Genomic DNA, 14298 nt, shown 5'->3' with positions numbered 1-14298 from the left:
ACGCGGACGCTTTACTTGCCGATCGCGCCGAACACTTCAAAATCTAACAACAATAGTGTTGTTTTTTCACCGCGACCACTATTTCGGCCTGCACGCCTGGTATTCCCGCTTTAACCGGCCGCAGCCTTTTTCGCCCGCGGACGGCCCGAGCGCAGCCGGTCCAGCGACACCGGCCCGCCGCCGTAACAGAAGATGACGAACGCCATCGCCGACAGCATCATAGGCGGATTGAGCCCCGGGACATTCGTGATTTTCGTCGCCGGCAAATGCACCTTGAGCAGCGCCGTCAGCATCTCCCCCGCCAGCAGCAATCCGAACACGCGGCTAAAAAGCCCCAGGATTAGCAGAATGCCGCCGACCACCTCCAGCGGTCCAATAAAATAGGCCACGCCTCCCGGGAAGCCCATGTGGGTAAAGTTCTGCGTCCACTGGTGAAAGTCATTGACCTTTGCCAACCCGTGATACAGAAACACTACCCCAGTCGTCAGACGCAATAGCGTCAGGCCCACCGGGCGGAAGCGATCGGCAATGCTGGCAGCGGCCATGGAATGACTCTAACAGAAGTTGAAGCTGGAGGCCGATTCGGCTCATACTACGCGACATGCGTACCCGCACCCTCGCACTCTGTCTGACTGCCGCCTTAGTCCTTACCGGCTCCGGGATGGCCGGGGCGCAATTTCTCCAAACCCCTGCGCCTCCGCCGCCGGTGCTGGTCGAGGCCGCGGCCATGCTCAACGTCCACAATGGCCAGTACACGCGGCCTGCCCGCATCCTGGTCGAAAATGGCCGCATCGCCGCCCTCGGCGCCAACGTGACTGCCCCGGCCGGCGTGAAAGTGCTCAATCTCGGCAACCTCACTCTGCTGCCGGGCCTGATTGATAGCCACGTGCACATGTTCCTGCACCCCATGGCGCCCGGCCACGCGCCCGACGAGGCCGGACAGACGATTCATGAGTCCGTCGCCCTGCGCACTATCATCGCCACCATCCAGGCGAAGCAGGACCTCATGGCGGGCTTCACGACCGAAAAAGATATGGGCACCGAAGGCGCCGGCAACGCCGATACCGCGCTGCGCCGGATGATCAACGACGGCGCCATCCCCGGCCCGCGCCTCTGGGTTTCCGGCATGGCTATCTCCATCATCGGCGGCCACGAAGCCATCTACGGCTACAACCCTGCCATCATCATTCCGCAAAACGCCGACATGGTGACCGGTACCACCCAACTCATCGAGACCATCCGCCGGCAGCATTATGAAGGCTCAACCTTCGTCAAAATTTACGAGACTGGCCACGACGAATTCCACAACGGCGTCTTCCATACGCCGTACCAATTCACTGAGCCGCAACTCGCCGCAGCCGTGCAAGAGGCCGCGCGCCTCGGCACCTTCGTCTGCGTGCATGATCAGGGCGAGCCCGGCACGCTCTTCGCCGCCCAGGCCGGCGTGGCCTCCATCGAACACGCCACGCAACTCTCTCCCGAGACCATGAAACTCATGGTCCAGAAGCATATCTTCGCCGTGCCCACCTTCACCGTCTTCATTGCTTTTCACAGTAAAGCCCTCGGTGGCCCCGGTGGTCCCGATCCCTTGGTCGAATACAAAGCGCGCGAGTTTCGCAAACAACTGGCCGCAGGCGTGCCCATGGCCATGGGGTCCGATGTCGGCCCCTTCCCGCACGGCACCCAAAGTCAGGAATTTTACTGGATGGTGCACTTCGGCATGTCACCGATCGAGGCCATTCAAGCCGGAACCATCAACGGCGCTGAACTCGTCCGCGACGCCAAAGATCTCGGTTCGCTCGACGTGGGCAAATACGCCGATATCGTCGGCGTCAGGGGCAACCCGCTCCAGAACATCAAGCTGCTGGAACACGTCCAGTTCGTGATGAAAGGCGGCAAAGTCTACAAGAACGAGGCGATGTAACCAGACCTAGTGATTGCCCGCTCCGCGCAGTCCGGTGGCGCTGCCGAAGTTCGACGGCAGCCAGGTCGCGCTCGATTGATGCTCCGGCAGTCGCACCAGATGCGGCGTAATGATCAACGCCAACTGATCGTTGCCGGTCTGCAGATTCTCGGTTGAGAACAGCCGTCCAAAGCCGGGCAGCGCCGAAAGCCCCGGCAGCCCAGCCAGCGAGCGCATTTCCTGCCGGTTCAACAGCCCGGCCACCAGCACCGGGTCATTGTCTTTCAGGTTCACCGCCGTCGTGAGATGGCGGTTTCCGATAATCGGAATATCGTTATTGGTCGCGCCGGTCAGCGCGCTGGCGGTGATGTCCATTTGCAGGCGGATATTGCCGTTCGCAGCGACAAATGGCGTTACCTTTGCGTCCAGACCTATATTTTCAAACGTGAACGACGGAAACGGCTCGCGAAAGGTGTTGCTGCCGATGATTTTCTCCAGCGCCGGATTCAGGGATATCGGCGCAAACGAGGCGTTGATGACCGGAAATTTCTCGCCGATTTGCAGCTCCGCCGGCTGACCGCTATTGGCGCGCAGCAGCGCCGTTTCGAGCGTCGCCGTGCTGTTGCTCGACTGGTTGAGGCTGGCCGTAAGATTGGGCACCGAAAGTGCCATCAGTGTCGCTCCGCCGCCAAACACCACAAATGGATTCTTCAGTAGCGTCGGCAGCAACGACTGCGCTCCTGCCAGCGCGCTCGGGGATAGCAGCCCGGAATTCAGCACCGCGTTGAGTCCGCCCTGCTGAAATAGATTGAGGATGTTCTGCGACAGCCCGCCGCTCTGCTGAAGCTGCGACAGTAACGGCCCCAGCGCAAACATGGTGAACTGGCTCGGTATCGACACCCCCAGTGCGTGCGAGGTGGTGGCGTTCAGCTCGACAATGCGCACCTGCAAGAGCACCTCGCCCGGCTGGCCGCGCATATCCAGCAACAGCTTCTCGACCGCATCGAGCTGCTCGGGCCGGGCGCGCAACACCAACGCCTGATCGGCGCTGGCAACCGTAATGTCCTGCACGCCCAGCATGGTGCGCACCACGTTGCTGATCTGCTGCAAGTCCGCGGTGCTGGGAACCCACGGCAGGTAATACGTGCGCTGTGCAAACGGCTGCAGGTCGTGCAGCTCGCCTTCCGTTCCTACATACAACGTGTGGGTGTCAAGCGGAATCCAGCTTAGTCCGCTCACCGCCCGCAGCGCAGTCATCGCCTGCGCAAAGGTGGCGTCGGTCACATCCAGATGAATGTTCGTATTCGGAACGTCGTTGGCGACCAGCGCGGACAGCCCATAGGCGCTGGCGATCTGTGCGATCACGTGCCGCAAGCCGGTGCGGAAATGAAACGATTGCCGTCTCGTCTTCGGCAGCAGATTGATCGGTGGCGCCGCTCGCTCCACGCGCATCGCAATCGGGATCGGTTTCGGAGAAGTAGCCGCGGGATATTGCGCCGCGTACTGCGCCGCCAGCCCCGCGCGCGCATCCGCGCTCGCCGGATCGATCTCCAGCGCTGCGCGATACTGCGCCGCCGCCTCGCTATGCTTGCCCGCATCCGCCAGCGCGCGGCCGCTCTGCAGATGAGTCAAAACCACACGCGCGCGCAGCAGCTCGCTCGCGGCGCGCAGCTCCTGATTTTGCGGATGCGCTTCCGCTTCCTGCTTCGCCAGCAAATACGCCTTGTCGAGCTGACCCGCCTCGGCCGCCGCTGTGGCTTTTTTCAAACTGCCGTTGGGCGGAGTCGCCGAAACTGCAACGCCCACCAGTAGTGCCACAACCAGCACCGCTTTGTACCTTCCTACTCTCATGAGGGTGCCATTATAGTTAACCCCATGCCGGATTTCACCCCTGTGCAAAATTCGACCCTCAGTCCTACGACTGAGCGCTCGGAGCCGGGCGGGGCCCCGCGCCACCAAATGGTGCAGTACGTCAAAGGGGTAGGGCCGAAAGTCGCCAAAATTCTCGCCAGTCGTGGAATCTTTACCGTGGATGACCTCGTCACCACACTCCCCTTCCGTTATGAAGACCGCTCTCGCCGGCAAACCGTGCGAGAGTTGCGCGAGGGTGAGCCCGCCGTCGTAGTAGCCCAAATCCATAGCTTCGCCTTCAGTCGTACCCGTGGCGGCATGACACGCCTGGAGATGCTGGTGGGCGACGGCACCGGCATGCTGCGCTGCCTCTGGTTTCACGCCGATTATCTGCGTGATCGCTTTCAGTCCGGCCAAACCCTGGCGCTCTACGGCAAGCTCACGCGCGAGCAGGGCCGCCTCATGCTGCACCAGCCAGAGTTCGAGGTCCTCGCTTCAAGTCCGGCCGCCCAGGATCACATCGCCTCACTCAAGCTGGGCCGGATCGTGCCGGTTTATGAAGCCATTGCCGGCCTGGGTTCCGCGCGCCTGCGGCGCCTGGTGCATGCAGCGCTGGCCGCTCTGCCCGCAACCTTGCCTGATCCCCTGCCGCCCGAAGTTCGCCAGCACCTGCATTTCCCCGATCGGCGTACTGCCCTGGAACAGGTCCACTTTCCTTCCGAATCTGTCCCCCTGGCACAATTGGAGTCGGCTCGCACGCCCGGCCATCAGCGCCTGATTCTGGAGGAACTATTTTTCCTGCAAGCCGGCCTGGAGTTGAAGCGGCGCAAATGGCAACGCCAAAACGGTGCGCCTATGCAGCTCAACAGCCGCATCCGCGAACAAATCAAGCAACTGCTGCCCTTTCATCCGACGGCCGGCCAAAAACAGGTGCTGGCCGAAATCGCTGCGGACCTGTGCAGCGGCCGCCCCATGCGCCGCTTGCTGCAGGGTGACGTCGGCAGTGGCAAAACCATCGTCGCGCTGGAGGCCGCCGTCATTGCCATCGAAAACGGCTACCAGGTAGCGCTGATGGCGCCGACGCAAATCCTCGCCGAGCAGCATTACCTTTACGCGCGCGAGCGCCTGCCGCATTACCAGGTACAACTCGTTACCGCCGGCCGCCGCGCCGAGTCCAACACTATGCAACCGCATCTGGTGATCGGCACACATGCGCTGATCGAGGGCGGGTTCCGTTTCGCGCGCCTGGGCCTCGTCATTGTGGACGAACAGCACCGCTTCGGCGTCCTGCAGCGCTTTCACTTGATGCATAAAGACGCGGGCAGCGAATGGGCGGCTCACGTGCTGGTCATGACCGCCACCCCGATTCCCCGCTCGCTGGCCTTGACTCTTTACGGCGATCTCGATGCCAGCTTCCTGCGTGAAGCGCCGCCGGGTGCGCGGCCTATAACCACGCGCGTTGTCGCCGAGCGCCGCTGCACCGAAGTCTACGAATTTGTGCGGAAGCGCATTCAGGCGGGACGTCAGGCCTATTTCGTCTACCCCATCATCGAGGAGTCAGAAACTCTGGCAGTCAAACCCGCGCTGGCAATGTTTGACCGCCTGAGGAAGCTCTATCCCGACCTACACATCGGTCTGCTTCACGGCCGCCTCCCGGCCGAAGAAAAAAACGCCGTCATGCATGCCTTTCGCGACGGCAAGCTCCAGGCCCTCGTCTCTACCACCGTCATTGAAGTCGGCGTCGATGTCCCCAATGCCACCCTCATGGTCATCGAGCACGCCGAACGCTTCGGCCTTGCGCAACTTCATCAGTTGCGCGGTCGCGTCGGTCGCCCCATGCCCCACGGAGCTAACCGCGAGTCCGCCTATTGCTTCCTGCTGCACGGCGACGGCGAGACCGCCACCGCCCGCCAGCGCTTGCAGGCGCTCGCGCGCACCACCGACGGTTTCGCCTTGGCCGAATTAGATCTGAAACTGCGCGGGCCGGGCGAATTCTTCGGCACCCGGCAGAGCGGCATTCCGGCATTTCAGATCGCCGAGCCCGTGCGTGACCAGGATCTGATGGAAACCGCGCGCGCAGCGGCACGGAGCTACCTGGATCAGGCCAACAGTGAGCAACTTCGCGCGCTCATCACTGCCATCCAGCAGCGCTGGCAGCGCCGCTACGGCCTTGCCGAAGCCGGATGAGTTCTCGGCCGCTCAGGCCGCCCGGTTCGGCTGTGCAACCATAGGCACGCGCGCCGAGAGGCGGCGCATGCGGCTCCAGTCGTACCAGAACTCCCGACCACAATCGAGACAGGTAACGTGGGCGCGGGGTTCGGGTTGGCCCGCTGGCGGCCGCGGCGGGTTCGCTTCATGGGTCACGATGGGAAAGCTCAGGTGATTATGCGGACATCCCAAAACGACAAAAGCCATCGCACACCCCTCTATTTGTTCGGATGCGTGCCACGGCGGAAAGGTGGCATCTGGCGGCCCAAATGATCCATAACCCGCCGATGAATCGCGGCCGGCAACTCGGGCGCGGGCTCGGCCCGATAGAAGCGAATGGTCGCCTGGCAACTTTCCGCAAGCTGGCGGCACGTGCGGCAGGTGTGTAGATGCTGCACCAGCTCAATGCTGGTTTCCCCATCCAGATACCCACATAAGTGCTCGACAAAAGTACTGCAGTCCACGTCAAGCTCCTTCCACACCGAAATGGCGGCCTAGCCTCTCCCGCAGTTGCAAGCGGGCGCGCAGCAGTCTTGATTTTACTGCCGCTTCACTAATCCCCAAAGCCTCTGCGGTCTCGGCCGTTGATAACTCTTCGACATCGCGCAACTGAAACACCAGCCGGTAGGGTAGCGTCAGCGCATCCAGGCATTTCTGCAGGATCGCTCCCAACTCGCTGCTTTGATACTGCTGTTCCGGATCGGGCCGCCAATCGGCAAACTCGCGGCTAATGGTTCCCTCCTCCGAAGGGATATCTTCATCGAGCGAAACCACGTTCCCGCGCCGCTTCCTCAGCTTCATCAGCGCTTCATTGACGGCGATCCGCACGATCCAGGTATACAGCCGCGATTCCCGCTGAAACTGCCGCAATCGCGAAAAAACCTTAAGAAAGGTCTCCTGCAACACGTCTTCGGCGTCGGCATCATTGCCCATCATCCGCTGCGCCAGCCGGTAAATGCGGTGCTCGTAGCGGCCCAGGAGAATTTCAAAAGCGGCCAGGTCGCCACCCTGCGCGCGCTCCACCAGCTCCGTCTCATCCGCGGGCACGGGCGAAGGAACCGCAGGCTGTAAATGAGTCGCCATCGCTGTTCCCCCAATTTTATCAACATCCCCTGGCGGCAGCTCGGAGGAGCTCTGTGCTCCAGCGGGCGGACCCTGCCGGGAATCGAAGCCTGCACTCCAAGCGACCAACGGGAGCGACCAGGGCAAAAAGTGGCGAGCCACTACACCCATCCGGGGGGAAGCCATCATTCCCACGGCGCGCTAGCCTGACAACGTGGGGCCCAACCCTTCAACCTCTCCCCCGCCCGCCAACCCTGCCCGTACCGCAGAGGTACTCCGCACCTTCTTTCTCGACCACCCGGAAGTCCAGCTCAGCGAAGCCGGGCGGCCTCTGACTCGACTCGGGGGGAAGCACACCGGCTACGCTCTTCACCCCGATGCCCAAAAGCTGGTTGGGCATTTCTGGAGTCCCGACGCCAACCTGGTGCGCCGCATCTTGGGCGTACATCATCAGGGCAACCAGCGCCTGGAACTGGACGTCTTGCGTCTCGGCCGGACCCGCCCCTCGCGCCTGACGCTTTCGACCGCGCATGCGGCCGCTTGCGCCGGTCCCGATCGGCTCGCTTTTCGCCAGGCCATCGCCGCCAGCGCCCAGCAGGAATGGCGCGGCTGGAGTCTCGCTCCAGAGCATGGCGCCACGCCGGAACGCAGCCCCATTCAGCGCTTCCTATACCGCCGGCAAAAGCAGCTGTTGGTCTGCGTCGCCCTCGATGGAGAAAGCAGCGGATCGCCAGCGGCTGCGGGTGTGCTGACCGCCTTAGCTCAGGCGCTGGTCTGGGCCGAACAATGCCGTCAGCGCGAACCGCGTTCTGTTCTAGCAGCCGTGCGGCTCATTTTGCCTCCGGGCGGCGAAACCTGGCTGCGCCTGCTGCGCCCGGGGCTGCGCGTCGCCCCGCCGCTGCAGTGCTATCGCTGGGATCGCTCGGCCGCCCGGCTCGACCCGGTGGCACTGTCCGACGCCGGCAACAGTACGTCGGTCCTGCGCCGAGTGCCCGCCGCGAACGATCCCGGCGCTGAAGCAACCGATTTGCTGGCTCGGGTTCGTTCCCACTGTCCGCAGGCAACCTGGGAGACCTCGCCTGATGGCTACGGCTACATTGCCGTTTATGGACTTGAGGTCGTTCGGGAAAGCAACGATCCCGCCTTAGCCCCTTTTGTCTTCGGCACCGCCGGCGAGCAAACCCCACTGCTGCCTGCCACCGATGATTTGTTCTCCCACTGGCTGGCCGCGGTGGCCATGGCGCGCGTTCCCGGCGGCCATCGCAACCTGCCCCTCTACGCTCTTCAACCGGAACGATGGCTCGCCCACCTGCTGCGCCACGATCCATCTGCTCTGGACGCTCGCCTTCGTTCGCGCCGCGTGTATGCTGAAGTCCCTATCGCCACCCCCGCTGGCGCCGGTGTACTGGACCTGCTGGCTCTCGACCAAGACGGCCGCCTAATCGTCCTCGAACTCAAGACGAGTGAAAATCTGGAGTTTCCTCTCCAGGCGCTGCTTTACTGGCTCCAGGTGCGCCAGCATCAGCTCCAAGGCGATTTTGAGCGCTTGGGCTATTTCGCCGGACATTCGCTCAGTGCACAACCGCCCCTGCTCTGGATGATTGCGCCCGCCCTGCGCTGGCACCCCAAAACGCACCTGCTCACCCGCTGGTTTTCGCCGGACGTACCTTGCGAACTGATCGGTCTGAACGAAGAATGGCGCCAAAGGCTGCAAATTATTTTCCGGCGGCCATCAACATAAAAGTCGCTCCTGCTATACTTGGTTTAACAGGTTGACTTAAATGAACCTAGGGACTGAAACCAAGGTAGCGGATGAGGCATGGGTCGCGACCGCGAGTCTGCAGCGCGACCGGCCGGATCAGGAAGATTTTTCTGTCCAGGAGATTTGCCGGCGTGCCGAGGAACTGGGCTTCAGACGGCCGGGCGTGCGGCAGCATATTCAGCAACACGACGTCGCCAATCGCAAACCCAATCCCGGCCGCTACCGCATGCTGTTTGAATCCGCGCCCGGACGGCGGAGGCTGTTTCGTGACGGCGATCCATATGATCCACGCCGCGAGGGAGGGAAAATTGTGCCGAGTTCAGAACATCTGGCCGCAGAATGGCAAAGCTTGCTGCCCTGGTACGCCGACTGGGCGCACCGCAAAGAGCAAGCAATAGATCCGCTACTCGCGCTGCAGGGCAGCGGGCGGGAGATCTGGAAAGATGAGCATGCCGATGAGTACGTCGAGCGGCTGCGCAGCGAGTGGGAATGAGCCGGATTTTCTGGGACACGAATGTTTTCATATACCTCTTCGAGGACATTGGCGAACAGGGCAGGCAAGCCGATAGCCTGAGGCGCGCAATGACGCGGCGCGGCGATCAATTGCTCACTTCCGCGCTCAGCGTCGCGGAGTTGCTCGTGCGCCCCACGCGGATGGGGGCGGCGGATTTGTGCGCCCGCTACGAGCGGGCCGTATCCTCGGTAGCAACAGTACTGGTGTTTGGACCCGGCCATGCGCGGATCTTTGCCGGCATTCGCAGCCGCCACGCGGTGCGAGCACCGGATGCGATCCAGCTTGCCTGTGCGGCCGCCGCCGGTGTGGATCTGTTCGTGACCGCTGACGCCCGTCTCCTGAAGCTCCAGGTCACAGGTATCACATTCATCGCACCACTGGCGCGCGTGCCGCTATAGCGGCGGCGTCCTGGAGCGCGGCTGCGATTACCGCCTCATCAATCCCGCACGCGATTTCGACTCTACCGATCGCCACGGGCAAAACAAAGTGCAGCCGCCCCGCCCGCGTCTTCTTATCACTCGCGGCATGCCGCAACAGCAATCCAGCATCGTCTACCAATGCCGGCAGAGGTGCACAGACGTTCAGAATAGCGCCGACGATACGTGTGCCCTGGGCCTCGCTCAGCCGCCCAATACGAATCGCGATGCGCGTGGTCGCTATCATGCCCCAAGCCACGGCTTCGCCGTGCAGGTAACGCGTATAACCGGTAGCGCTTTCCAGCGCATGCCCAAGTGTGTGGCCAAAGTTCAGTACCCGCCGCAGGTCGCTCTCCCGTTCATCGGCCGCCACCACGCGCGCTTTCTCTTGCAGACACGCCGCAATGAGCTGCTCCAGTGGTTCTGGCCGGCAAGCACGCAGCGCTGCCGCTTCCTGCTCGATGAAGGTGAACAGATCCGTCGCCCCGATAATGCCGTACTTGATCGCTTCGGCGAGACCGCTGCGGAACTCCCGCTCCGGCAGCGTCGCCAGCACATCCGGATCCGCCAGAATGGCGCGCGGGTGATAGAACGTTCCCACCAGGTTCTTGCCCGCCGCCAGATTGACGCCCGTTTTGCCGCCAAGGGAGCTGTCCACCATGGCCAGCAGCGTCGTCGGCACCTGCAGCAAACGCACGCCGCGCATGTACACGGACGCCAGAAACCCTCCCACATCTCCGATCACGCCGCCGCCAAAGGCCAGCAGCAGCGCCTCGCGGTCAGCGCTGGCAGCCACCATCGCCTCCGCCAGCTTCGCCAGCTCGGCCAGGTTCTTGTGCTCCTCGCCATCGGGTAGCTCCAGTACGCTCGCGTCGAGCCCGTCCTTTCGCAAGCTGGCATCGAGCGTCTTCCCCCACAGGCCGCGAACGCGCGGGCTGGTGAGCACGATCACCCGGCCGGAAGCCGGCACGTGCGCACGCACCAGCGCGCCGGCATGGCTCAGGCCACCGCGTGCAACCGTCGCCACGTAGGGCGGAACAACCTGGACAGGGATCTCCAGAGGCAAGCAGGTTCCAGTGTAGTTTAAAAGAAGGACGCCATGCAGGAGATACAGGTGAGCGACTTCGTGATCGTCGGCTCGGGAATCGCGGGCCTGCGCGCTGCGCTGGCGCTGGGGCCGGCGGCGCACACCGTGGTGCTGACCAAGGGCGTGATCAACGACTCCGCCACCGCCTACGCCCAGGGCGGCATCGCCGTCGCCACCGGTGAGGATGACACCGTCGATCTCCACGAGCAGGACACCCTCACCGCCGGCGACGGGCTTTGTGATCCCGGTGCGGTTAAAATCCTGGTCGAGGAAGGCCCTGCCGCCATCGCCGAGCTGCTTGCCTGGGGCGCGAGCTTTGACCGCGCCGATGGCCACCTGGAGCGCACGCGCGAGGCGGCGCATTCCCGTTCGCGCGTCCTGCACGCCCACGGCGACTCCACCGGTCGCGAAATCGCCCGGACGCTGGAAGAGCGCGCCGGCCGCTTACCGCGTCTCCGCATAATTCCGCATGCGCGTGCCAGTCGCTTGCTCGGTTCGCAGGGACGCGTGGTCGGGGTTGAATTCACTGCCGCCGGAGGCGTGGGCGTCTGCCAGATTTACGCCCGCGCCGTACTGCTGGCCACCGGAGGTCTCGGACAGCTTTATCAGGACACCACCAATCCCGCCGTCGCCACCGGGGACGGGCTTGCGCTCGCCTTCACGGCGGGCGCCGTGCTGGCGGATATGGAATTCGTGCAATTCCATCCCACCGCGTTGGCCCTCCCCGGCGCTCCCCGTTTTCTTCTCAGCGAAGCGCTGCGGGGCGAAGGCGCGGTGTTGCGCAATCCGGCCGGTGAGCGCTTCATGCTGCGCTACCAACCGGCCGCCGAGCTGGCCCCGCGTGACGTGGTGGCGCGCGCCCTCGAAGCTGAGTTGCGTGCCGTGAGCGCCCGCGCCGGGGACAAACCGGCCGCTTGCTACCTGGACGCCACAGCTCTGCCCCCCCCACAGCTCGCCCGCCGCTTTCCCCGCATTGCCGCCACGCTGGCGCAGTTTGGCCTGAGCCTCGCACGCGATTGGATCCCGGTGCGCCCGGCGGCGCATTATGCCATGGGCGGCATTGCCACCGATTGGGACGGTCGCAGCTCGCTTCCCGGCCTGTTCGCGGCTGGAGAGTGTGCCTGCACCGGCGTTCATGGCGCCAACCGCCTGGCCAGCAATTCCCTGCTCGAAGGCCTGGTCTTCGGCGCCCGCGCCGGCGCCGCCATGGCCGCGCTCCAACCCACTGTCAATACCGGACCCGCGCCCCTCCCGCTCCCCCCGCCGGCCGCAGCCGACCTGGCGCCGGTGCGAGCCGTCCTCAGCGCCTGCGCCGGCGTAATCCGCAACCGCGCGGACCTGGCAACCGGGTTACTCCAGCTCGAATCCCTGGCCTCGAGCAGCCGTCAGCATGCACCGGTCACCGCGGCTGCCATTGTGCGCGCGGCTCTCGCCCGCCACGAAAGTCGGGGCGCTCACTTTCGCACCGATTTCCCCGAGCACGCTCCGGCGCTGGCAGGCCGCCACTCGCGCCAACAGGGCGGCGCACCGGTTTCGTTTGGCCCCTTACTGCAACCAGCGTCCGGGCGTGGAGTCGCGCCGCGAGAACTGCAGGCGGTAGACTCCCCAGACCACCAGCACTACGGCAATCAGGACTAAGGCCGGCTCTAGCGCCGCCAAGTAGAAGCTGTCCAGACGATGGAGCAGGTGACGACCGAGATACAGCGCCAGCACCGCTTCCAGCGAGTACCGTATGCCGCGGCCTATGCCAACAAAGACCCGGAAGCGGGTTTTCGGTACGTTCATCACGCCCGCGGACACCACAAACGGCGCATAAGGAAACGGCGGCGGCATCACCGCCGCCACCCCCACCGGAATCGCACCCAGGCGGTTCGTCCATTCCTCGACCCGCACCAGCAGCTTCGGGGGAAAACGTTTCCGTAGCAGATTCGCGCCGCCGCGATGGCCAATACGGTAGCTCGCCATCGCCCCCAGCACCGAACCGCAGGTCGCCACCACCACCGCGATCACCGCCCAGCCCAGCGTGCGCTTGGCGATCACGAAGCTGATCAGCACGATGTCATTGATCCCGGGCAGCAGCCATAGCAGCGAGCCGTCGAATAAGGTCAGGCCAAATACGCCTACAAGACCCCACGTCCGCGCCAGGCCGCCAAGGGTGTGCACCAGCTCGAGCAGGAATTTCATAGCGGCAGGGCAAAACTCGCCACGTCCACTCTGATCCTATCCTAAAGACAGGGGCAAAAGTAGCCTGACACGGCCGGAGGGTGTTACTCCGCAGAGGCAGCCTGCCGGCGCGTGTTGCGACGCTTGCCCACCAGCCACGCAATCCCGATCCCGAGGGCATACAAGCCAATCAGGGGCGCTGCAAAAACGGTCATCGTTGTGATATCAGCGGTGGGTGTAATCGCCGCAGCCAGAACAAAGGCGCCCAGGATGGCATAGCGGAAGTTTTTCCATAGCCAGCGCGCGTTCGTCAGCCCAAACAACGACAGAAAGAAGATCAGCGTCGGCAGTTCAAATACAATGCCGACACCCAGCACCACAGTAGAAAACAGGTTGAAGTACTCGTTGATATTGATTTCCGGCGTGAAACGATGCGCATAGCCCACCAGGAAATTCAGCACCAGCGGGAAAGCATACAAGTAAGCGAACGCTCCGCCCGCCACGAACAGTGCCGAGGTGCAAAACACAAAGGGAATGACATAGCGGCGTTCGCGCGGCAGCAATCCAGGCCGGATGAAGGCCCAAACCTGATACAGAATCCAGGGTGAGGCCAGAAACAGCGCGCAAATCAGCCCTAGCTCGACATACAAATTGAACGGATCGACGGGGTTGAAATACACCAGCCGCTGCGTAAGGTGATGCGCCTTCAAGGTGGCCGCCATCGGCGCCTCGATAAAGCCATAAATAGGATCGGCGAAGGTGAAGCAGACGAAGAACGCCAGCAGCACGCCAACTGCGGCCAGAAATATACGCCGCCGCAGCTCCTCCAGGTGCTGCAGGAACGACATGGTGGCGCCGCCGGCGGGCGCGCTGGGAGCGGAGCGGAGATGATCGAGTAAGGCCATCCGCGATCAGGGGTGTTGCCCGGAGCCTGCTCGTGCGGCAAGCTCGTCTCCAGCCTCGACCGCAGCGGCGGCTTCGGCGGCCACCGGTGCGGATTCCTCCTGCCGCGACACCGCGCCGTCCACACGTGCGGGAACCGCTTGCAGACGTGGCGCCGGATGCTCGCTCACCTCGATGTTGCGGATTTCTTCCTCCAGCGTGTAGCGGAATTCGTTACTGGCGCGGCGCAGATCGGTCATGACTTTGGCAATGGTACGCGCGATCTCCGGTAGCTTGCGCGGACCAAAAACCAGCAGCGCCAGAATGAGAAGAAACAGCAGCTCGCCAAAGCTCATGGGCAGGGCCCCAGCCCCGCACCTATGATACCAAGCTGGCGGGAGCGGCTGGTTCGCAGCGTGGTAGTGGCGCCGCACCTCCCGATTGTGCGCA

14 protein-coding genes are annotated in these 14298 nt (G+C 63.4%); 6 read left to right on the top strand and 8 right to left on the bottom strand.

Annotated features, from left to right (window positions below):
• Positions 1–110: 110 nt before the first annotated feature.
• Positions 111–545 (bottom strand): DoxX family protein, encoded by a 435-nt coding sequence (locus tag EPN33_03240; protein TAN23844.1) that lies wholly within the window; start codon positions 543–545, stop codon positions 111–113.
• Positions 546–601: 56 nt separating this feature from the next.
• On the opposite strand from EPN33_03240, the gene EPN33_03235 reads away from it, so the two are divergent.
• Positions 602–1924: an amidohydrolase family protein gene (locus EPN33_03235; GenBank protein TAN23843.1), complete on the top strand. Its 1323-nt coding sequence runs from the start codon at positions 602–604 to the stop codon at positions 1922–1924.
• A 6-nt stretch (positions 1925–1930) separates the two neighbouring features.
• Here the strand turns inward: EPN33_03235 and EPN33_03230 are convergent, their stop codons facing one another.
• Complete coding sequence (locus tag EPN33_03230; GenBank protein TAN23842.1) at positions 1931–3754, bottom strand: tetratricopeptide repeat protein; 1824 nt, start codon at positions 3752–3754, stop codon at positions 1931–1933.
• 108 nt (positions 3755–3862) lie between these two features.
• Between EPN33_03230 and recG the strand changes: the two genes are divergently transcribed.
• Complete coding sequence (gene recG, locus EPN33_03225) at positions 3863–5941, top strand: ATP-dependent DNA helicase RecG (GenBank protein ID TAN24088.1); 2079 nt, start codon at positions 3863–3865, stop codon at positions 5939–5941.
• Between the two features lie 239 nt (positions 5942–6180).
• Here recG and EPN33_03220 read toward each other — a convergent pair whose 3' ends face one another.
• Entirely contained in the window at positions 6181–6426 is a 246-nt protein-coding gene (locus EPN33_03220; GenBank protein TAN23841.1) for a hypothetical protein, read from the bottom strand.
• A 1-nt stretch (position 6427) separates the two neighbouring features.
• Positions 6428–7045: a sigma-70 family RNA polymerase sigma factor gene (locus tag EPN33_03215; protein ID TAN23840.1), complete on the bottom strand. Its 618-nt coding sequence runs from the start codon at positions 7043–7045 to the stop codon at positions 6428–6430.
• A gap of 193 nt (positions 7046–7238) precedes the next feature.
• On the opposite strand from EPN33_03215, the gene EPN33_03210 reads away from it, so the two are divergent.
• From EPN33_03210 to EPN33_03200, 3 genes are read left to right on the top strand one after another with little or no spacing between them, the layout of a single operon-like run.
• Positions 7239–8765, top strand: a complete 1527-nt coding sequence (locus tag EPN33_03210) for a hypothetical protein (protein TAN23839.1) — start codon at positions 7239–7241, stop codon at positions 8763–8765.
• 40 nt (positions 8766–8805) lie between these two features.
• Complete coding sequence (locus tag EPN33_03205; GenBank protein TAN23838.1) at positions 8806–9279, top strand: hypothetical protein; 474 nt, start codon at positions 8806–8808, stop codon at positions 9277–9279.
• Complete coding sequence (locus EPN33_03200; GenBank protein ID TAN23837.1) at positions 9276–9698, top strand: PIN domain-containing protein; 423 nt, start codon at positions 9276–9278, stop codon at positions 9696–9698. Before EPN33_03205 ends, EPN33_03200 begins: the two co-directional genes overlap by 4 nt.
• Here EPN33_03200 and aroB read toward each other — a convergent pair.
• Positions 9667–10905 (bottom strand): 3-dehydroquinate synthase, encoded by a 1239-nt coding sequence (gene aroB / locus EPN33_03195; protein ID TAN23836.1) that lies wholly within the window; start codon positions 10903–10905, stop codon positions 9667–9669. The two genes, EPN33_03200 and aroB, sit on opposite strands and share 32 nt — an antisense overlap.
• Between aroB and EPN33_03190 the strand changes: the two genes are divergently transcribed.
• Positions 10816–12441, top strand: a complete 1626-nt coding sequence (locus tag EPN33_03190) for an L-aspartate oxidase (protein TAN23835.1) — start codon at positions 10816–10818, stop codon at positions 12439–12441. The genes aroB and EPN33_03190 overlap by 90 nt on opposite strands.
• Here the strand turns inward: EPN33_03190 and EPN33_03185 are convergent.
• From EPN33_03185 to EPN33_03175, 3 genes are all read right to left on the bottom strand, one after another.
• Positions 12349–12987: a hypothetical protein gene (locus EPN33_03185; protein TAN23834.1), complete on the bottom strand. Its 639-nt coding sequence runs from the start codon at positions 12985–12987 to the stop codon at positions 12349–12351. The two genes, EPN33_03190 and EPN33_03185, sit on opposite strands and share 93 nt — an antisense overlap.
• Before the next feature lie 83 nt (positions 12988–13070).
• Positions 13071–13871 carry a twin-arginine translocase subunit TatC gene (gene tatC / locus EPN33_03180; GenBank protein TAN23833.1) on the bottom strand — a complete coding sequence of 267 codons (801 nt, stop codon included), beginning with the start codon at positions 13869–13871 and terminating at the stop codon, positions 13071–13073.
• Between the two features lie 6 nt (positions 13872–13877).
• Positions 13878–14210, bottom strand: a complete 333-nt coding sequence (locus EPN33_03175; protein ID TAN24087.1) for a hypothetical protein — start codon at positions 14208–14210, stop codon at positions 13878–13880.
• Between the last annotated feature and the right edge of the window lie 88 nt (positions 14211–14298).

It is taken from the genome of Acidobacteriota bacterium, assembly GCA_004299485.1.
Classification (GTDB): domain Bacteria; phylum Acidobacteriota; class Terriglobia; order Terriglobales; family SCQP01; genus SCQP01.
The sequence above is the reverse complement of the archived record's forward strand: the minus strand, read 5'-3'. Positions and strand labels throughout refer to the sequence as shown.